The 19,305-nt window shown below is 30.1% G+C and carries 21 protein-coding genes; 18 read left to right on the forward strand and 3 right to left on the reverse strand.

Annotated features, from left to right (window positions below; translation table 11 throughout):
- Position 1: 1 nt before the first annotated feature.
- A complete protein-coding gene (locus I6E31_08300; GenBank protein ID MCF2639971.1) occupies positions 2–562 on the reverse strand; it encodes a hypothetical protein in 561 nt (186 codons plus the stop codon).
- A gap of 213 nt (positions 563–775) precedes the next feature.
- Here I6E31_08300 and I6E31_08305 point away from each other — a divergent pair, with 213 nt between their 5' ends.
- The 18 genes from I6E31_08305 to nhaC all read left to right on the forward strand — a co-directional run bounded on the left by I6E31_08305 (position 776) and on the right by nhaC (position 16,800).
- Positions 776–1,675 carry an acetyl-CoA carboxylase carboxyltransferase subunit beta gene (locus tag I6E31_08305; GenBank protein ID MCF2639972.1) on the forward strand — a complete coding sequence of 300 codons (900 nt, stop codon included), beginning with the start codon at positions 776–778 and terminating at the stop codon, positions 1,673–1,675.
- Positions 1,676–1,685: 10 nt separating this feature from the next.
- A complete protein-coding gene (locus I6E31_08310) occupies positions 1,686–2,642 on the forward strand; it encodes an acetyl-CoA carboxylase carboxyltransferase subunit alpha (GenBank protein MCF2639973.1) in 957 nt (318 codons plus the stop codon).
- A gap of 16 nt (positions 2,643–2,658) precedes the next feature.
- Positions 2,659–3,624, forward strand: coding sequence for a 6-phosphofructokinase (pfkA, locus tag I6E31_08315; protein ID MCF2639974.1), 966 nt, complete (start codon positions 2,659–2,661; stop codon positions 3,622–3,624).
- A gap of 74 nt (positions 3,625–3,698) precedes the next feature.
- Entirely contained in the window at positions 3,699–4,010 is a 312-nt protein-coding gene (locus tag I6E31_08320; GenBank protein MCF2639975.1) for a DUF496 family protein, read from the forward strand.
- A gap of 63 nt (positions 4,011–4,073) precedes the next feature.
- Positions 4,074–4,667 carry a recombination protein RecR gene (recR, locus tag I6E31_08325; protein MCF2639976.1) on the forward strand — a complete coding sequence of 198 codons (594 nt, stop codon included), beginning with the start codon at positions 4,074–4,076 and terminating at the stop codon, positions 4,665–4,667.
- Between the two features lie 13 nt (positions 4,668–4,680).
- Complete coding sequence (gene hydF / locus I6E31_08330) at positions 4,681–5,892, forward strand: [FeFe] hydrogenase H-cluster maturation GTPase HydF (protein MCF2639977.1); 1,212 nt, start codon at positions 4,681–4,683, stop codon at positions 5,890–5,892.
- A 97-nt stretch (positions 5,893–5,989) separates the two neighbouring features.
- Complete coding sequence (locus tag I6E31_08335; protein ID MCF2639978.1) at positions 5,990–6,406, forward strand: hypothetical protein; 417 nt, start codon at positions 5,990–5,992, stop codon at positions 6,404–6,406.
- 303 nt (positions 6,407–6,709) lie between these two features.
- On the forward strand, positions 6,710–7,606 hold the full coding sequence (locus I6E31_08340; GenBank protein ID MCF2639979.1) for an ABC transporter substrate-binding protein: 897 nt from the start codon (positions 6,710–6,712) through the stop codon (positions 7,604–7,606).
- 164 nt (positions 7,607–7,770) lie between these two features.
- Positions 7,771–8,691 carry an ABC transporter substrate-binding protein gene (locus I6E31_08345; protein ID MCF2639980.1) on the forward strand — a complete coding sequence of 307 codons (921 nt, stop codon included), beginning with the start codon at positions 7,771–7,773 and terminating at the stop codon, positions 8,689–8,691.
- A gap of 24 nt (positions 8,692–8,715) precedes the next feature.
- A complete protein-coding gene (locus I6E31_08350; protein MCF2639981.1) occupies positions 8,716–9,567 on the forward strand; it encodes an ABC transporter permease in 852 nt (283 codons plus the stop codon).
- Positions 9,560–10,351 (forward strand): ABC transporter ATP-binding protein, encoded by a 792-nt coding sequence (locus tag I6E31_08355; protein ID MCF2639982.1) that lies wholly within the window; start codon positions 9,560–9,562, stop codon positions 10,349–10,351. Before I6E31_08350 ends, I6E31_08355 begins: the two co-directional genes overlap by 8 nt.
- Positions 10,352–10,429: 78 nt before the next feature.
- Positions 10,430–11,275 (forward strand): WYL domain-containing protein, encoded by an 846-nt coding sequence (locus I6E31_08360; protein ID MCF2639983.1) that lies wholly within the window; start codon positions 10,430–10,432, stop codon positions 11,273–11,275.
- 182 nt (positions 11,276–11,457) lie between these two features.
- Positions 11,458–11,676, forward strand: coding sequence for a FeoA domain-containing protein (locus I6E31_08365; protein ID MCF2639984.1), 219 nt, complete (start codon positions 11,458–11,460; stop codon positions 11,674–11,676).
- Positions 11,677–11,780: 104 nt separating this feature from the next.
- Positions 11,781–12,011: a ferrous iron transport protein A gene (locus I6E31_08370; protein ID MCF2639985.1), complete on the forward strand. Its 231-nt coding sequence runs from the start codon at positions 11,781–11,783 to the stop codon at positions 12,009–12,011.
- Positions 12,012–12,023: 12 nt separating this feature from the next.
- A complete protein-coding gene (feoB, locus tag I6E31_08375; protein ID MCF2639986.1) occupies positions 12,024–14,219 on the forward strand; it encodes a ferrous iron transport protein B in 2,196 nt (731 codons plus the stop codon).
- A gap of 40 nt (positions 14,220–14,259) precedes the next feature.
- Positions 14,260–14,412, forward strand: coding sequence for a FeoB-associated Cys-rich membrane protein (locus I6E31_08380; protein MCF2639987.1), 153 nt, complete (start codon positions 14,260–14,262; stop codon positions 14,410–14,412).
- A 478-nt stretch (positions 14,413–14,890) separates the two neighbouring features.
- Positions 14,891–15,322, forward strand: coding sequence for a hypothetical protein (locus I6E31_08385; GenBank protein ID MCF2639988.1), 432 nt, complete (start codon positions 14,891–14,893; stop codon positions 15,320–15,322).
- 92 nt (positions 15,323–15,414) lie between these two features.
- Positions 15,415–16,800 (forward strand): Na+/H+ antiporter NhaC, encoded by a 1,386-nt coding sequence (nhaC, locus tag I6E31_08390; protein ID MCF2639989.1) that lies wholly within the window; start codon positions 15,415–15,417, stop codon positions 16,798–16,800.
- 38 nt (positions 16,801–16,838) lie between these two features.
- Here the strand turns inward: nhaC and I6E31_08395 are convergent, their stop codons facing one another.
- A complete protein-coding gene (locus I6E31_08395; protein ID MCF2639990.1) occupies positions 16,839–17,630 on the reverse strand; it encodes a glutamate racemase in 792 nt (263 codons plus the stop codon).
- Between the two features lie 50 nt (positions 17,631–17,680).
- Positions 17,681–18,898 (reverse strand): sodium/glutamate symporter, encoded by a 1,218-nt coding sequence (gltS, locus tag I6E31_08400; GenBank protein MCF2639991.1) that lies wholly within the window; start codon positions 18,896–18,898, stop codon positions 17,681–17,683.
- Positions 18,899–19,305 lie beyond the last annotated feature (407 nt).

A 19,305-nucleotide genomic window follows, 5' to 3' on the forward strand; every position in this document is an offset into this window, starting at 1 on the left:
TTTATTCTCCTTCTACAGTTAATTTTTCTTTTGTATTTAAAAGTCTTCCAAAGATATCACTTAAAAATGAAGAGAAAACATTTTTAGATTGAGTAGCTATCTCATCTCTATTTACAACAAAAAGTGAATAAACCTTTTTATCATTTTCCCATGCACCTTTTTGAGTAGCTGTTTTTAAAACTAATTCAGAGGCATATTCATTTAAGTCACTTAGTACAGGAGTAGTAAGTCCTCTTGAGTAACTATCCATTTCTAAAAGGAAAGAGTTAAAGTATATTTCAACTTCTTTTTTTATCTTTGATTTTAAAAGATCTTTCGCATCTTTATTTGCTTTAGATTGAGCTATAATAGCACCACTAGTATTTATTTTATATGATCCAAGTGCATATATTTCTTGTTCAGGATTTACTCTAGTTAAGATTTGTTCTTGCAATTCTAAAGGAATTTCAGGTGATTTTTTAGGTAAAGCACTTGAAATATTTGACATAGTTTCATCAAGACTTGAGCAACTAGATAAAAGTAATGTAATAAAAGCTAGTATAAAAAGATATGTTTTTTTCATAAAAACCTCCCAAAGAAAAATAAATTTTCTTAAAATATTTTTTGTAATTTTTAATTCTTAAGTTTCTCTTAACCTCTTATTTTTAAGTCATTAGAACCGATTGTTTCAATTTCTATTCTATAATATATAGAAGTGAAAAGCAAATATTTATTGAAATAATTCAAAAAATCTTATAAAATTAGTTATTAAGGAAAAGTAAACAAGGAGGCAAAAATGGGTTTTTTTTCTTTGAATAAAAAAAATTTCTCTTTAAATAAGAGTAGAAAGAAATATGTAACATTAACAATAGAAAGCAATGAAGATGAAGTAAAACAAAATACTGAGCAACAAATAGATCATAAACCTACAGGATTATGGGTGAAATGTCCAAAGTGTCAAGAGATATTGTATAAAGTAGATATAGAAAATAATTTGAAAAAATGTAGTCATTGTGATTACTATTTTGAGATGACAGCAAGAGAGAGAATAGCACTTCTAATAGATGAGGGAACATTTGTAGAGGAAGATGCAGAGTTAGAATCAGTGAACCCTCTTAATTTTCCAGGATATACTGAAAAAAATAAAAAATCTAGAAATGAATGTGATATGAGAGAGGGAGTAATCTCTGGAACTGGAAATTTAAAAGGTATAAGAGTAAGTATAGCTGCTATGGATTTTAAATTTATGGGTGGAAGTATGGGGTCTGTAGTAGGAGAAAAGATAACTAGAGCTTTAGAGAGAGGGCTAGAAGAGAGAATACCAGTTATTGTGGTAGCAACTTCTGGAGGGGCTAGAATGCATGAGGGAATTTTATCACTTATGCAAATGGCTAAAACTTCAGCAGCAGCAGAAAAATTAAGACAAGCAGGAGTTCCATTTATAGCAGTACCTGTTAATCCAACAACTGGAGGAGTAACAGCATCTTTTGCAATGCTTGGAGATATTATAGTAAGTGAACCTAAGGCAACAATAGGATTTGCAGGAAAAAGAGTAATTGAACAAACAATAAAGCAAAAACTTCCTGAAGAGTTTCAAACAAGTGAGTTTCTGCAAAAAAGTGGAATGGTAGATGTAATTACTAAAAGAGAAGATATGAAAGATACACTGTATACTATTCTAAGTAATCTTGTATAGGAGGGTAGAGATGAACTTTGAATTTGAAAAGGAAATAGTAGAGTTAGATAATAAAATAGTAGAGATGAAAAAATTTTCAGAGGAAAAAGGAATAGATCTTTCTGGAGAGATCTCTAAATTTGTAGCAGAGAGAGATAAAAAATTAAAAGAGATATACAAAAATTTAAGCTCTTGGGATAAAGTTTTTGTTTCAAGACATCCAGAAAGACCATATACTTTAGACTATATTGAAAATATAGCAACTGATTTTATAGAGTTACATGGTGATAGACTGTTTAAAGATGATCCAGCAATAGTTGGAGGATTTTGTAAAATAGATGGGAAAAAAGTTTTAATTGTAGGACATCAAAAGGGAAGAACAACTGAGGAGAAAATATATAGAAACTTTGGAATGGCTAATCCTGAAGGATATAGAAAAGCTCTTAGACTTTTTAAAATGGCTGAAAGATTTTCTATTCCAATAGTAACTTTTATAGATACACCAGGAGCTTATCCAGGATTAGAAGCTGAAGAGCATGGACAAGGAGAAGCAATAGCTAGAAACCTAATGGAAATGAGTGGTTTAAAAGTACCTATTATCTCTTTTGTTATTGGAGAAGGAGGAAGTGGAGGAGCTTTAGGACTAGGAGTTTCAGATAAAATATATATGTTAGAAAACTCTGTGTATTCTGTTATCTCTCCAGAAGGTTGTGCAGCAATCCTTTATAAAGATGCTTCAAGAGCTGAAGAAGCAGCAGAAAATTTGAAGATAACAGCTCAAAGTTTGTATAAATTAGGTGTAATTGATGGAATTGTGGAAGAACCAGCAGGAGGAGCTCATAGAGATCATAAATGTATAGCTCTTAACCTAAAAAATATCATTTTATCATCATTTTCAGAATTAGAAAAAATTTCAGTAGAAGAACTTGTTGAAAATAGATATAATAAATTTAGAAAAATGGGTTCTTTTATAGGGACTGATATTTAAAGGAGATCGATAAGGAATGAAAAAAATAGCAATATTAACAAGTGGAGGAGACTCTCCAGGGATGAACGCTGCCATCAGAGCTGCGGCTAAAGTAGCAATGTATAAAGGTATGAAAGTTTATGGTATCCAAAGAGGATATTTAGGAATGCTAAATGATGAAATTTTTCCTATGGATGATCGTTTTGTATCTGGAATTATAGATAGAGGAGGAACTCGTCTTTTAACAGCTAGATGTTTAGAATTTAAAGATCCTAAATTTAGAGCAATAGCAGCACAAAACTTAAAGAAAAGAGATATAGAAGGAATAGTTGTAATAGGAGGAGACGGATCTTATCACGGAGCTGATCTTCTTGCAAAAGAACATGGATTTAAAGTAGTAGGTATTCCAGGAACAATAGACAACGATATCAAAGGAACAGATTTTACACTAGGATTTGATACTTGTCTTAATACAATTCTTGATGCTATATCAAAAATAAGAGATACAGCTACATCTCACGAAAGAACAATTCTTGTTGAAGTAATGGGAAGACATGCTGGAGACCTTGCATTACAAGCTTGTCTTGCAGGTGGAGGAGATGGAGTACTTATTCCTGAAATGGATAACCCAATAGAACTTCTAGCTCTTCAAATAAAAGAGAGAAGAAAACATGGAAAACTTCATGATATTGTACTTGTTGCTGAAGGAGTAGGAAAAGTACAAGATATAGAAAAAGCTTTAAAAGAGAGAATAACTACAGAGGTAAGAAGCGTAGTTCTTGGACACGTACAAAGAGGAGGTACACCTTCTGGATTTGATAGAATGCTAGCTACTAGAATGGGAGCGAAGGCAATAGAAATCCTTGAAAATGATGAAGGTGGAGTAATGGTAGGATTAGAAAATAACAGACTAATTACTCATCCAATATCTTATGCTTGGGATGGAGAGAGAAACTATTCTATAAAAGATGATTATGAACTTGCCCTTATTCTTTCAAAATAATAGATAGTTGCAAAAATAGTTAAATTATTATATACTAAACTAACGGAGATACTATTCCTAATAAGGAGGAAGCTATGGATAATGTATTGGAACTAGTTAGAAAAACTAGAAGAAAAAATAAGATAAAAAGAGAGATTGAAGATAACGACAGAAAAATTAGAGATAACAGAAAAAGAGTGGAACTTCTTTTAAATCTTAGAGAGTATTTAAAACCAGAAATGTCTTATGAAGAGATAATGGATATAATTGATAATATGCAATCTGACTATGAAGATAGAGTAGATGATTACATCATTAAAAATGCAGAATTAGGCAAAGAGAGAAGAGATATAAATAAATCAATAAAAGAGATAAAAAAATCTTTTAAAGAGGAAGTAGAAAAATAATTTGTTATATTGAGAATAAAAAGCTCCGTATTTAACGGAGCTTTTTTTGTAAGAGGAGATAAAATGGCAACTAAAAGTTTAGAAAGATTGATAGATGAGTTTAACAAATTGCCTGGAATAGGTAGAAAAAGTGCAACTAGATTAGCTTTTCATATTTTAGATATAAGTGAAGAACAAGTTGAAAAGTTTGTGGAAGCTATGAGAGATGTAAAGAAAAGTATAAAGAGATGTCCAGTATGTGGGGATTTTTGTGAAACTGATATGTGCAGTATCTGTTCTGATGAGATGAGAGATAAGAGTATAATCTGTGTTGTAGAGGATAGTAGAGATATTATATCCTTTGAAAAAACAGATAGTTACAATGGAACATACCATGTTTTAAATGGAAAAATAGCTCCACTTAATGGAATTACTCCAGATAGATTGAATATTAAATCTCTTTTAGAAAGAGTGGCAAGAGATGATATTAAAGAGGTTATATTAGCTTTAAACCCAGATTTAGAAGGAGAAACAACAGCTCTTTATCTAACTAAGTTATTAAAGCCTTTCAATATAAAGATAACAAAGATAGCAAGTGGAATTCCAATTGGTGGAAATATAGAGTTTGCAGATACAGCAACAATATCAAAAGCACTATCTGGAAGACGTGAAGTATAGATTAGGAGGAACAATGAATAGTACACCTAGAAGTAATAGAGTTCATATAGGAATTTTTGGAAAGACAAATGCAGGAAAATCAAGTTTAATAAATAGTGTTACTGGACAAAATATAGCTTTAGTTTCAGATGTAAAAGGAACAACAACAGATCCAGTATACAAGGCTATGGAGTTACTTCCAATAGGACCAGTAGTGTTTATAGATACAGCAGGGATTGACGATGAAAGTAGTTTAGGAGCATTAAGAATAGAAAAAACAGAAGAGATATTGGATAAATTAGATTTAGCAATTTTAGTAATCTCTAGTGAAAATATTTTAAATGGAGATATCTCTTTAGAAAAAAAATGGGTAGAGAAAATTCAAAATAGAAAGAAACCTATTGTTTTTGTTGTTAATAAAACTGATTTAATAGAAAATAAAGAAGAGTTTGAAAGAAAAATAACTTCAATAGAAAAAGAGCTAAATTTAAAAAGTATACAAGTAAGTGCAGAGAAAAAAGAGAATATAGATAATTTAAAAAAGGAAATTATTGAGAAAACTCCAAAATCTTTTATGGAAGATATATTGATAGGAGATAAGATTAAAAGAGGGGATAAGATTCTTTTAGTAGCTCCACAAGATATACAAGCTCCAAAAGGTAGATTGATACTGCCACAAGTACAAGTGTTAAGAGATATACTTGACTTTGGTGGAATACCTACAATGGTAACTTTAGAGAATTTGCAAGAGGCATTGAAGATATTTAAACCAGATTTAGTAATTACAGATTCACAAGTTTTTAAACAGGTAGATCAAGTGTTAAATTCAGAAATTCCTTTAACCTCTTTTTCAATTATTATGGCAAGAGCTAAGGGAGATCTGATTAAACTTTACGAAGGAGCAAAGAAAATTGATGAGTTAAAAGATGGAGATAAGGTTTTAATAGCTGAAGCTTGTACTCACCATCAATTAAAAGGGGATATTGCTAGAGAAAAGATACCTCTTTTATTGAAAAAGAGAGTTCCAGGATTGATAATTGAAAATTGTTCTGGAAAAGACTACCCTAAAAATTTAGAGGAGTACTCTTTAGTAATTCATTGTGGTTCTTGTATGCTAAATAGAAGTGAGACTATGAGTAGAATAGAGAAAGCTAACTCTTCAAAGGTAGAGATAACAAATTTTGGAATGGCAATAGCAAAATTAAATGGAATTTTAGATAGGGTAATGGAGATTTTTAAAGATTAAAAAGTTTTTGAAATTTATAAAAAAATATGTTAAAATAATATTGACCATATAGTCAGTGATGAAAATAATAATTTTTTTATAAATTGGAGGTAAAATCATGAAAAAGATAGTAGCAGTGGGATTATTAATATTGTCAGTTGTTGCTAATGCAAGTTGGTGGGGAGATCTTGATGGTGGAGTAAGAGCTGCTATTGTAGGAGGGTCAGCTTTACTTTTAAACAGTAGTTACCAAGATAGCGAACTTAAACATCAAAGAGATTTAGATAAATTGGATACACAAATTAGAAGAGATTATGAGAGACAAGCAGTAGCTCAAAATGCTCACTATAAATATGGAAATTCTGGAGTTCCTGCAAGACTTCAAACAGCAACTGCAAATAATTATAGTGGAAGAAATAGTAATTATAATAATGGAAATTATTCAAATCAAAGAAGTGGAAAAGTTGTTTATTCTGATGGAAGAACTCAAATTATAGAGTTATCTGATGGAACAAGAATAACTTTAAATCAATAAAACTATTGACAAGTAGAAAAAAAAGTAGTATCTTTGTATCAAGAATAAAGAAAAAAATGGAGGTGAACACAAATGACAATTAGATTTACTTGGTGGTGGCAAAACAGATTACACAAACTTAATAATAGACAGGTGAATCAGGTTTTGTCATAGATGTTCATTTATAAATAGATAATTTATTTAAGTTCGTTAAATAATATTGTTAAAAAACCTGTTCGAAAGAGCAGGTTTTATTTTTATAAATTATTAATTAAGCCCTGTCTTATATTTTAGGATAGGGCTTTTTATTTTTAGGAGGGAAAAATGAAAAAGATTTTATTATTTATGTTAATGGTTCTTTGTATAGCTTGTGGAAAAGAAAAAGAGGATAGAATAAAAATAGGTGTAACTCAAATTGTAGAACATCAATCATTAGATGATGTACGTCAAGGGGTGATAGATAGTTTAAAAGCTAATGGTTATGGAGAGGATAAAATTGAGATAAACTATAAAAATGCACAGGGGGATTTTGGAACAGCACAGATAATAGCTCAAGAGTTTAAAAATACAAGTGATATAGTAGTGGCAATTTCAACACCAAGTGCTCAAGCAGTTGTTAATAATATAAAAGATAAACCAATCTTTTTTGGTGCTATAACAAATCCTGAAAGTGCAGGAGTATTATTAGAAAATGTAACAGGGGTAAGTGATAGATCTCCAGTAGATAAACAAGTAAAGTTAATAAAAGAGGTTTTACCAGAGACTAAAAAGATAGGTATAGTTTATAATACAAGTGAACAAAACTCTTTTTATTTAACAGATGAATTTAAAAAAGAGGCTGAGAAAAATGGGTATGAGGTAGTAATTAAAGGGATAACAAATGTAAATGAGATAGCTTCAGCTTTAGATACAATCTTACCTGAAATAGATGTTTTATACACAACAATAGATAATACGATAGCTTCTACTTATCCATTGATAATAGACAAATCTAAAAAAGCTAATAAACCTGTAATAGGAGCTACAAAGAGTTATGTAGATCAAGGAGCATTGGCATCAGAGGGGATCTCAGATTATAAAGTAGGGTATCAAACTGGGGAGATGATAGTGAGATATTTAAAAGGAGAGGATATAAAGAATATGAAATTTGAGGTTGTAAGGGAGTCTGAAAGATATGTAAATAAAGAAGTTGCAAAAAATTTTAAAATTATCGTAGAGTAATACGAACAAATTTTAAAATTAGAGTTTGGAAAAATATAGGGAAAATAGTGAGATTGTAACTATAATGTGGAACAAATAAATAATTTAATTGTTATCTAGTAGATTAATAAAAATGGTGGTATCATTCCTATTAAATAAAGAAGGTTATAAGGAAGTGATTCAATATGAAAAAAATGTTACTACTATTATTAGGGATATCAATGATAGCTTTTGGGAAAGAGAAATCAGATATAAAAATTGGAGTTACTCAAATTATGGAGCATCAATCTTTAGATTCAGCTAGAAAAGGCTTTATAAAGGCATTGGAAAAAGAGGGATATGGTGAGAAAAATATAGAGTATCAAAATGCACAAGGAGATTTTGGAACAGCACAGATAATAGCAAACTCTTTTAAAAATGATAATAAAGATCTTATACTAGCAATATCAACACCAAGTGCTCAAGCAGCATACAATGCAACTAAAGAGATACCAATTATTATAACAGCTGTAACAGATGCAAAGAGTTCAGGGCTTGTAGGAGAGAATATCACAGGAACAAGTGATGCAGCTCCAATATATAAACAATTGGAAGTGGCTAAAAAACTTCTTCCACAAATAAAAAAAGTTGGAGTTATCTATAATACAAGTGAACAAAACTCTCAAATACAAGTGGAACAAGTGAAAGAGGAAGGTAAAAAATTAGGATTAGAAGTTGTAGAAGCAGGAATTACAAATGTTACAGATATGGCAATAGGGCTTGATACACTTCTACCAAAGGTTGATATATTATACACTCCAACAGATAATTTAGTTGTATCAGCAACACCGTTAGTTCTTGAGAAAGCTAACAAAGCAGGAAAACCAGTTATAGGATCAGTTGAAGATCAAGTTGCTCAAGGGGCATTAGTAACACAAGGAATAGATTATGAAAAACTTGGATATCAAACAGGAGAGATTGCTATAAGAGTTTTAAATGGAGAGAAACCAAATTCAATAGCAATTGAAACTTTAAAAGAAACAACATTGATTATAAATAAAAAAGCAGCAGAAAAATATAATATTAATATGTCAAATGAAATCTTAAAGGATGCAAAGGTATATTAATAGAGAAGAAATGAGGAGAGGGATATGTTATTAGGAACATTAGAACAGAGTTTTATATTTGCAATAATGGTATTAGGAGTATATTTATCATATAAGATATTAGATTTTCCAGATATGACTGTAGATGGTAGCTTTCCATTGGGAGGAGCAGTAGCTTCAGCAATATTGATAAAAGGGGGAAACCCAATATTAGCTTTAGTAGTAGCAACTATATGTGGGGCTCTAGCAGGACTAATTACAGGAATGATTCACGTTAAATTAAAAGTTACAAATCTATTAGCAGGAATCATTGTAATGACTGGATTATATAGTGTAAATTTAAGAATTATGGGAAAATCAAATATACCACTATTTTCAGTAAAACATCTGTTCAATGGAAACATGATCCCAATAGTTACTTTAGTTATTCTTCTTATCCTAGCTAAAATAACAATTGACTATCTTTTAAAAACAAAGTTTGGTTTTGCATTAAAAGCTTTAGGAGATAATGAGACTTTAGTAATATCTCTAGGAATAGATGAAAAAAAATTGAAAATATATGGATTGATGATAGCAAATAGCTTTGTAGCACTATCAGGAGCTATATTAGCACAATATCAAGGGTTTGCCGATGTTGGAATGGGAACAGGAACTATTATTACTGGGTTAGCTTCAATAATAATAGGAGAGGCAATATTTAAGAAAAGATCATTTATCAGTATGTCAATAACAGTTATTTTAGGAACTATTATTTATAGAACAATAATTGCAATGTCTTTAAAATTAGGTATGAATGCAAGTGATTTGAAACTTATTACATCAATTTTAGTTGTTGGAATTATATTCTTAAAACAGAAGAAAAGTTTATTAGGAAGAGGAGGAAAAAAATATGCTTAGAATAGATAATATAACAAAGAGCTTTGAAAATGAATTAGGAGAGGTAAAAAACGTTTTTAATGGATTAAACTTAAATATAGAACAGGGAGATTTTATCTCTATAATTGGAAGTAATGGAGCTGGAAAATCAACTCTTCTTGATACAATAACAGGTAATATAACCCCAGATAGTGGAAAAATAAATATTGATGGGAAGGATATTACAGATATGCCAAAACATAAGAGAGGGAGCTTTATATCTAAAGTATATCAAAATCCTTCAGTGGGAACAGCTCCTTCAATGACAGTATTTGAAAATCTTTCTATGGCAGATAATAAGGGTAAAACTTTTGGTTTCTCTCTAGGATTAAATAAAAAAAGAAAAGAGTATTACAGATCTCTTTTAAAAGAACTAGGTTTAGGAATAGAAAATCAAATGGATACTGAGGTAAAATCTCTTTCTGGAGGGCAAAGACAATGTTTAGCTTTAATAATGGCTACTTTAAATAAACCAAAAGTACTACTATTAGATGAACATACAGCAGCTTTAGATCCTAAAACATCTAAGATAATTATGAATAAGACTAGAGAGATTGTAGAAAAAAATAGAATTTCAACTCTTATGATAACTCATAACCTTCAAGATGCTATAAATTATGGAAATAGATTGATAATGTTACATAATGGAGAGATCTTATTAGATGTAAAGGGAGAGGAGAAAAGAGAGCTTACACCAGAAAAACTTTTAAAAGTATTTAATAGAGAGGAGATAAAAATAAAAGATAGTGAGTTATTCTCTGCATAATAAAATAATAGTTTAGTTCTTTACTCCTTTGTGTTATAATATAAAAACATACTGTTTTGCAAAGGGGAGCAAAGGGACATGAAAAAGATTAGAGTGACAGTACCAGAAGATATTTGGCGTCTTATGAAAAATGATGTTGAAGAATTTGGAATAAATAATAATAAACTTTGCAACTATATCCTTGAAAGATTTAAATATAATAAAAAAATGGATGCAGAAAAATTGTTGGAAACTCAAGGGAGACCAGTAAAAAAGATTATACAATTTGATTTGAATGTTTCTAATAGAGAGATATATTATGATGTTTTAAAGGCTAATGAGGTAGATGTAGAAGCAGAGTATTTTAGAGAGTTATTTGAGCTGTATACTTCAAAATTTAAATATCAGAGAGAACTTTTTATTTTTGAAGATAGAGTGAAGATGATTTTAGAGGGAATAAAAGAGAAAAAGAAGATAAAAATAAAATATCTGAGCAGAGTTTTTAATGTTGAACCTTATTTTATAAAAAGAGAGGAGAGAGGGGATGAAAACTTTCTTTTCTGTTATGATGAGGAGAAGAAAAACTATGCTAACTTTAAATTGAAAGAGCTTGAGATAATTTCTATCCTTGATGAAAAGATAAAAGGTAAGGATAAGAAATTTATTGAAAATATGCGTAAGAATTTTGACCCATTTTTTGGTAATGGAAATATAGTTAAAGTTAGACTTACAGAAGAGGGAGAGAGTCTTTTGAAAAGTTTTACTAACTATCGTCCAAAGTTGTTAAAAAAAGAGGGACATATCTATTTCTTTGAAGTAGCTAATGAAAATGCCAAAATCTATTTTAGACAATTTTCTAAAGAGGCAGAGATATTAGAGCCTAAAAAACTTCGTGAAGAGATAAGAGCTGAGTATCTTGAGATATTAGAGTTATATAAAGATTAATATTGCAGAGACTAAGAGTAGAAAAATCTATTTTTAGTCTTTTTTGATTATATTAATATTATTGAATAAATGAGCATTTATAAAAATTTATTATAGATATATTTTAAACTTCAAACCTTTTCTATTGACAAATTTATATTTATTGAATATAATGATTGTATAAAAGATAAGGAGGTGCCAAAATGTTACCATTAGCTTTTGCAGAACTAAATAAAGAAGTTACTATAAAAGATATAAGAGGAACAGGTTGTTGTAAGGGGCAATTGTTGGAAAAGGGCTTTTGTATAGGTAAAAAGCTTTGTGTATTAAAAGATGGAAATGGTGGAGTTGTTGTTAAGATGAACAACTGTAAGTATGCTTTGAATTTTGGTTTGGCATCTAAGATAATAGTTGATATATAAAAATTAATATATTTGTACTAAGCAGCCTTTTGGCTGCTATTATTTGGAAATTATATTTTGAAAAGCAAAAGATATGTCTTTTTAATTGTATGGAGGTATAACATATGAAACTATGTGATTTAAAGAATGGAGAGAGAGCAAAAATAGTTAAAATTGGGAGAATAGGGGAACTGAAAAAAAGATTGGTAGATATGGGAGTAACTGCTGGAGAGATTATTAAATTAGAGAGAAATGCACCTTTAGGAGATCCACAAGAGTATATAGTAAAAGCTACAGGAATAGCAATAAGAAAAGAAGATGCTAAAAATATTGAAGTTGAGAAAATAGAAGGGTAGGGAGAAAGAGAAATGATAAAAATAGCATTTGCAGGGAACCCAAATGTTGGAAAATCTGCTTTAATTAATGCAATTGCAGGATCAAAATTAAAAGTTGGAAACTGGCCTGGGGTAACAGTTGAAAAGAAAGAGGCAGTTTTTATTCACAAAGGTGAAGAGATAAAATTAGTGGATCTGCCAGGGGTATACAGTCTTAGTCCATATACTTTAGAGGAAAAGATAACTAGAGATTTTATCTTAGAAGAAAATCCAGATGTTGTAGTAAATGTTATAGACTCTACAAACCTTGAGAGAAATCTATATCTTACATTCCTATTAAAAGAGTTAGAAAAGCCAATGATAATGGCACTAAACTTTTATGATGAATTTGCAAAATTAAAATATAAATTAAATATGAAAGAGTTTCAAGATATGATTGAGATTCCAGCAATCCCAGTATCAGCATTAAAGGGAACTGGAATAGAAGAACTTTTAGACTCAATTATAACTATGTCTAAAAACAAAGAGAAGGGTAAAAAATATTCACTACCTTTTGATAAAAATATTTTATCTATAATACATGAGGTAGAATACAAGATTTTAACTAATGAAAAACTTTTACCAGCAACTAAAGAGTACTCTAAAGAGTTTTTAGCAATTAAATTTTTAGAGAGAGATAGTCACATAATTGAAAAGATAAAAAACAAGTATGGAGTAGATGTTACAAATCTATTTAATGAAGAGATTGAAAAATTAGAAAATAAATATGATAATGATAGTGAAACAATACTTGCAGAGGGAAGATATGGAACAGTAAATGGAATTCTTGCTAGAACTTTCACTACTTCAATAAAATCAAGATTAGATTTTACAGATAAAGTAGATAAGATTCTTTTAAATAGAGTTCTAGGATTACCACTATTCTTCTTAATAATGGCAGGGGTAATGGCATTTGTATTTAATGGAAGTGCTCCATTTATAGATTGGGTAGATGGGTTCTTTGCTGATTTTGTAGGTAAATATGTAGGTATGCTTGTAGAGGGAACTCCAGATTGGTTAAGTTCATTGATAATAGATGGAATAGTAGGAGGAGTAGGAGGAGTTCTTACTTTCGTCCCTGTTATGGTATTCCTATATTTCTTCTTAGCTATTTTAGAAGAAAGTGGATATATGTCTAGGGTAGCATTTTTAATGGATAAGATAATGAGAAAATTGGGACTTAATGGTAAATCGTTTGTTCCAATGGTAGTTGGATTTGGATGTACAGTTCCAGCTATCTATGCAACAAGAACATTAGAAGATGAAAGCTCAAGAAAATTAACAGCAGCTATGTCTCCATTTATGTCATGTGGAGCTAGATTACCAGTGTATGGATTATTTACAGCAGCATTCTTTGGAGCTAAAGCTGGATTAGTAGTTGTTTCAATATATATATTTGGAATAGTTGTAGCTATATTAGTAGGACTTGGATTAAAAAATATAAAAGGATTTAAATCTGAAAATAAAGCTTTATTAATAGAGTTACCGCCATATAGAATCCCAAGTTTAAAAGTAATTTTAAACTCAACTTGGTTAAGAGTATTTGATTATATTAAGAGAGCAGGAACTGTAATTTTAGGAATAATGATGATATTATGGGCTCTTACATATTTCCCTAATAATGGAGATTCAAACTCATCATATATAGCTAAATTTGGGCATACATTTGCACCTATTATGAAACCAACAGGATTTGGAGATAGATGGGAAACTGTAGCAGCAATTCCACCAAGTATAGCAGCTAAAGAGGTAGTTGTAGGATTCTTAGCTCAAGCTCTTCCATTAGCTGAAGAGGCTGAGGCAGAAGAGGAAGTAGCAGAAACTACTTTTGGTGAAGATTTAATGGAACAAGTAAAAGGATTTGGAGGAGCTGTAAAAGATTCAGTAGTAGGAATGTTAAGTCTTGATGTAGAGGGATTATTTACTACTCCAGATGCAGAGGAGATTGAAGAAGAGGGAAGAGGAATAGTACAGGCTACAGCTAATCTATGGCCAAATGATGATTTAGCACCATTGAGAGCATATTCATTTATGGTATTTATACTATTAGTAGTGCCATGTGTTGCAACATTAGGAGCTATAAAACATGAATTTGGATGGAGATATTTAGGATTTGTAGTAAGTATAATGCTAGTAGTACCATATGTAGCATCTACTTTAGTATTCCAAATTGGAAAATTGTTCTTTTAAGTAAGGATTGTTTTGTTTTCTATTTGAAGGAGATGATAGTATGAAAACAATTATTTTAATAGCGATAGTAGCAGTTATAGCATTCTTTGCTTTAAGAAGTGTGTATAGAATGTTGACAGCTAAAGAGGGTGGATGTAGTTGTAGCTGTGGAAGTTGTAAAGCTTCTGGCAAATGTCCAACTCACAAATCTTAAAAATAAAACAATTATTTTAGATAGAGTGACTGTTAATAGCAGTCACTTTTTCTATTCCAAAATTATAATTTACCATTTTAATAATTAAAGTAAAAATATATTATTCCTAATATCAGCTAAATGTAATTTGGATAAGAATATTAGAGAGAGTTACGAAATCTGACGCTAAAAATTCCGACGTGTTTGAGACGAAGTCGAGTTTCGGAATTTTAGTCAGATGAGTTTTACTCTCTCTTTATTCTTTGACATGGAATTTAGCTGATATTTAAAAGAAATAGAGATAACTTAACTTGACTAATAATCGCTAATGCAAAGGTACTTTGTCAAAAACTAGCGATATGCTAGATAATTGAGCTTAGTTAGATAAATTATAGTTTAGTAGAGAAAAAAATTAAATATAAAAATTTATCTTGAAAAAATATTTAGGAATGTTATAATAATTTTTTAGAACATATATATTTATAAAGGAGAAAAGACAATGGAAATCAATATAGTACTTATAATTGTAATAGCTATTATTGTAGGAGGGAGAATACTGTATAAATTTCAGCAGCATGAGAATAATTTTGATATAGATGATAAAATGTGTTTTTATTATAGATTTGCTGGAGATATAGAGTGGTTAAAAGTTCAATTAGAAAAATATAGATTTGAATCATTAAAATATCTATTTTCGTGTAAAACTAAGGAGGAGTCAGATTTCTATATTGCAATAGGTGAGATTGAAAATGAAATTACAGTAAGTTTTTATGCAACAGAATTTAATTATTCTAAAAAGAATGGAGTATCTTTGTTAATAGAGAACTTAAAATTAAATGAGGATCAATATGAAGAGCTGATTGAAAGCATGAAAGACACATATATGGAAGATAGAAAAAAAGATCATAATTTGATGGAAAAAAGTGCCTAAAATAAAAAGAAATTTTTATTGACATTTATAACCATATAACGTATATTAATGTTTGATATAAATTAAAAACAAAGGGAGTTGATAGAAGAGAAATGAAAAAGAAACAGGTAACACTTTTTTATGCACTGCTACCAGTAGTTTTCTTGGTAGTAACACTTTATTATTCTGTTCAAGTTGCAAAACTTGATGTGCATATTCCAATTTTTATCTCAGCTATTTTTGCAGCATTTGTAGCAAAAGTTTCTGGTTGTGCAACTTGGAATGAATTGGAAGACGGTGTCGTAGATACGATAAAGATGTCTATGAGAGCTATATTAATTCTAATGATAATTGGAATGGTTATTGGAAGTTGGATTTTATCAGGAGTAGTTCCAACAATGATATATTATGGACTAAAGATAATACACCCAACTGTATTTTTACCAGTTACTGTGGTTATATGTTCAATAGTATCTATAGCTACAGGAAGTTCGTGGAGTACTGCATCCACGGTAGGAATTGCATTGGTAGGAATAGGAGAGGGATTAGGACTTCCTAGACCAATAATAGCAGGGGCTATTATATCAGGAGCATATTTTGGAGATAAACTGTCCCCAATGTCTGATACAACAACATTAGCACCAGCTATGGCAGGCTCGAATCTGTTTGAACATATAAAACATATGCTATATACTACAGTACCAGCTTATACAATTACCCTTATTTCTTTTGTAATTTTAGGTTTGAAAAAAACATCAGGGGGAGAGGTTGATACTGCACAGATAAATGAAATACTAGATACTTTAGCTAAGGCTTTTAATATAAATCCATTTTTATTAATAATTCCTGTTTTTGTAATAGGGATGGTAATAATGAAAGTTCCAGCAATACCAGGATTGTTTATAGGATCATTAATAGGGGCAATAACAGCAGTTTTTGCACAAGGAGCTAGTTTAAAAGAGGCTCTTTATTCACTACATTATGGTTATGTAGGTAATACAGGGATGCCAATGGTAGATGAGCTATTAACAAGAGGTGGATTGAACTCAATGATGTGGACAGTTTCACTAATATTGTGTGCTATGACTTTTGGTGGAATTATGGAAAAATCAGGAATGTTAGGAAGAATAGCTCAAGAGATTTTGAAATTTGCTAACACTGATGGAAAGTTGATTTTAGCTACTATACTTACACCTATATTTGTTAATAATGTAGCTGGAGATCAATATCTTTCAATAGTTATACCTGGAAGAATGTTTAAGGAAAGTTATGAAGAGAGAGGATTAGCTGCTAAAAACTTATCAAGAGCTTTAGAGGATTCAGGAACAATGTCATCACCACTTGTACCTTGGAACACTTGTGGAGCATTCATGATGAGTGCTTTAGGGGTAGGACCATGGGTTTATGTACCATATTGTTTCTTTAATCTTATTTCCCCAATACTATCTGTAATTTATGGATTTACAGGATTTACAATAGAAAAAATAAAGAAAGATTAACTATAAAAGAGCCGAGATTTTTCTCGGCTCTTTAAATACTACTTTTCTACTTGATAAATATTATCTATTTTAAACCCTAAAAATTTTTCAGCAACTTTTTTAAATTTTTCAATCTCACCACTTACAAAGAAATCAATTTTTCCTTTTTCAGTTGATGGATTAAGAAGATTAAGTTTTTCTAAAGTTTTCTGTAACTCAATAGCAGTTTCCTTTGCTGGATCTACAATTGTTTTAGTAAATAACTTAGCTATATCTTCTCTAATAAGAGGATAATGAGTACATCCTAATACTACAGTATCCACAGTTTCAGGGAAAGCTGCTATATGATTTCTTAAAATCTCTTCTCTATTTTCATATGTTTCCCAAGAATTTTCTACCATAGGACATAATTCAGAGCAACCCTCTTGATATACTGTAATACCATTATCTAATTTTTTAATAGCATTAGCATAAGCATTTGATTTAGCAGTAAAAGGAGTAGATAAAACTCCGATATTTTTACTTTTGCTTGCATTAATAGCTGATTTAGCTCCTGGATTTATAACCCCTATAACAGGAATATTGTATCTTTCATTGATTATCTCTAATGAAGCAGCAGTAGCTGTATTACAAGCTATAACCACAGCTTTACAATTATTAACTTTAAAAAATTCCATAATTTTTAGACATAATCTTTGTATATCTTCTAATGTTCTTTCTCCATATGGAGCATTTCCATTATCTCCATAGTAAAGAATATTTTCATTAGGTAAAGCATTGATAATTTCCTTTAAAACAGTTGTTCCCCCAACACCAGAATCAAATACTCCAATGTTAAAATTATTGTTCATAATTTAATTCCCCCCAATCAAGTATTTAATTTATGTAGCTATTTTTAATATTAAGAGAACATATTAATAAATATTGTAATTACAGCAGCATTTGTAAAGTCAATAAATAGTGCTCCAACTAGAGGTACTATAAAGAATGCTTTTGTTGAGAATCCATTTACAGAAGTAAATGCTTCCATGTTTGCAATTGCAGTAGGAGTAGCTCCTAATCCAAATCCACAGTGTCCAGCAGCCATAACAGCAGCGTCATATTTTGTAGCAATAAATGGAAGTCTCATAACATTGTATGTTACAAAGTATGTATAAAGCATTACAAATACTGTTTGAATAGCAAGTATAACGATCATAGGAATAGCAAGTGCTGTAAGTTCCCAAAGTTTCATTGTCATAAGTGCCATTGATAAGAATATAGAAAGTGAAATATTACCAACAACATCAATCTCTTTCATTGGAAGAGGTTTTTTCATTGAGTCACAAATATTTCTCATAAGTGCAGCAACTAACATTGGTCCAATATATGCAGGAAGAGATAATCCACCTTTCATTAACCATTGAGTATGTGCTTTTACAAATGGTGGAATGAATGCTCCAATTCCCATAGCTACAGATATAGCAACTATAGCATATAAGATTTTATCCTCAGTAATAGCTGAATCTTCTTTGTTAAGTTCATGAGTTTCAACTTCGCTTTCTTCACATTTTAAATTATGTTTTATCATAAGTCTTCTAGCAACTGGTCCACCTATTAAACATCCCATAACTAGTCCGAATGTAGCAGCAGCAATACCAGCTGTATCAGCTCCAGGAACACCTAAGTCAACAATAGTTTTACCAAATGCTCCAGCAGTTCCATGTCCTCCAGTAAGAGGTACAGATCCAACTACAAGTCCAAATAGAGGATGTTGTCCCATAACTTGTGCCAATCCAACTCCAATAATATCTTGACAAATAACTAATACAGTAGCAACAGCTAAAAATATAGCAACTCCAATTCCCCCTTGAGCAAGAAGTTTAAGACTTGCCATAAATCCAACAGTGGTAAAGAATGCAATCATCAAGAAATTTTGAAGAGTCAAATCAAATGCAATAGAGAAAGCTCCTGTTTGACGTCCTATAAGAATAAAGATAGAAAAAATTAATCCACTTACTACTGGTGCAGGAATAAAGAATTTTTGTAAAACTGGGGATTTACTTTTAATCCATCTTCCTAACATTAGTAACACTACTGATATAGCAAGTGTTTCAGCCATACCTACTTTCATTTCCATTTTTGAACCTCCTATGATCCTTTTGTCATGATACCCTATTAATATTAATGATACTCTATATTTTTAAATAGTCAATAGGAGTCATAATTAATTAAAATAATATTAATAATACAAAAAATATATATTGTCTATCATAGTAGGGTTTTCAAAAAAGAGATTTAAAAACTAAAAATAGATTTTTTTCGTAAAAAATATATTATTTTAGTTCGGTTAAACATAAAAATAGAACATAATCCCAAAAAAATATAAAATATCATTTTAAAACAAAATAAAAATATATTTTAATATATAAAAAATATATAAAAAATATAATAAAAAAATATCAGAAAAGAAAAAATAAGGGTGTATAATTTTTGGTGTTGGTACTTAAAATGTATTAACACCTTTTTTACTTTTTTGTAAAAAAA

It is taken from the genome of Fusobacterium varium, assembly GCA_021531615.1.
Classification (GTDB): domain Bacteria; phylum Fusobacteriota; class Fusobacteriia; order Fusobacteriales; family Fusobacteriaceae; genus Fusobacterium_A; species Fusobacterium_A varium_C.

Excerpts from the sequence above, each read along its gene's own strand:
- I6E31_08310 (MCF2639973.1), top strand. The coding sequence starts at position 1,686 with ATGAACTTTGAATTTGAAAAGGAAATAGTAGAGTTAGATAATAAAATA.
- gltS (MCF2639991.1), bottom strand. The coding sequence starts at position 18,898 with ATGGAAATGAAAGTAGGTATGGCTGAAACACTTGCTATATCAGTAGTG.
- I6E31_08350 (MCF2639981.1), top strand. The coding sequence starts at position 8,716 with ATGTTATTAGGAACATTAGAACAGAGTTTTATATTTGCAATAATGGTA.
- I6E31_08355 (MCF2639982.1), top strand. The coding sequence starts at position 9,560 with ATGCTTAGAATAGATAATATAACAAAGAGCTTTGAAAATGAATTAGGA.
- feoB (MCF2639986.1), top strand. The coding sequence starts at position 12,024 with ATGATAAAAATAGCATTTGCAGGGAACCCAAATGTTGGAAAATCTGCT.
- I6E31_08300 (MCF2639971.1), bottom strand. The coding sequence starts at position 562 with ATGAAAAAAACATATCTTTTTATACTAGCTTTTATTACATTACTTTTA.
- I6E31_08380 (MCF2639987.1), top strand. The coding sequence starts at position 14,260 with ATGAAAACAATTATTTTAATAGCGATAGTAGCAGTTATAGCATTCTTT.
- nhaC (MCF2639989.1), top strand. The coding sequence starts at position 15,415 with ATGAAAAAGAAACAGGTAACACTTTTTTATGCACTGCTACCAGTAGTT.
- I6E31_08345 (MCF2639980.1), top strand. The coding sequence starts at position 7,771 with ATGAAAAAAATGTTACTACTATTATTAGGGATATCAATGATAGCTTTT.
- pfkA (MCF2639974.1), top strand. The coding sequence starts at position 2,659 with ATGAAAAAAATAGCAATATTAACAAGTGGAGGAGACTCTCCAGGGATG.
- I6E31_08395 (MCF2639990.1), bottom strand. The coding sequence starts at position 17,630 with ATGAACAATAATTTTAACATTGGAGTATTTGATTCTGGTGTTGGGGGA.
- I6E31_08320 (MCF2639975.1), top strand. The coding sequence starts at position 3,699 with ATGGATAATGTATTGGAACTAGTTAGAAAAACTAGAAGAAAAAATAAG.
- I6E31_08340 (MCF2639979.1), top strand. The coding sequence starts at position 6,710 with ATGAAAAAGATTTTATTATTTATGTTAATGGTTCTTTGTATAGCTTGT.
- I6E31_08360 (MCF2639983.1), top strand. The coding sequence starts at position 10,430 with ATGAAAAAGATTAGAGTGACAGTACCAGAAGATATTTGGCGTCTTATG.
- I6E31_08305 (MCF2639972.1), top strand. The coding sequence starts at position 776 with ATGGGTTTTTTTTCTTTGAATAAAAAAAATTTCTCTTTAAATAAGAGT.
- recR (MCF2639976.1), top strand. The coding sequence starts at position 4,074 with ATGGCAACTAAAAGTTTAGAAAGATTGATAGATGAGTTTAACAAATTG.
- I6E31_08370 (MCF2639985.1), top strand. The coding sequence starts at position 11,781 with ATGAAACTATGTGATTTAAAGAATGGAGAGAGAGCAAAAATAGTTAAA.
- hydF (MCF2639977.1), top strand. The coding sequence starts at position 4,681 with ATGAATAGTACACCTAGAAGTAATAGAGTTCATATAGGAATTTTTGGA.
- I6E31_08365 (MCF2639984.1), top strand. The coding sequence starts at position 11,458 with ATGTTACCATTAGCTTTTGCAGAACTAAATAAAGAAGTTACTATAAAA.
- I6E31_08335 (MCF2639978.1), top strand. The coding sequence starts at position 5,990 with ATGAAAAAGATAGTAGCAGTGGGATTATTAATATTGTCAGTTGTTGCT.
- I6E31_08385 (MCF2639988.1), top strand. The coding sequence starts at position 14,891 with ATGGAAATCAATATAGTACTTATAATTGTAATAGCTATTATTGTAGGA.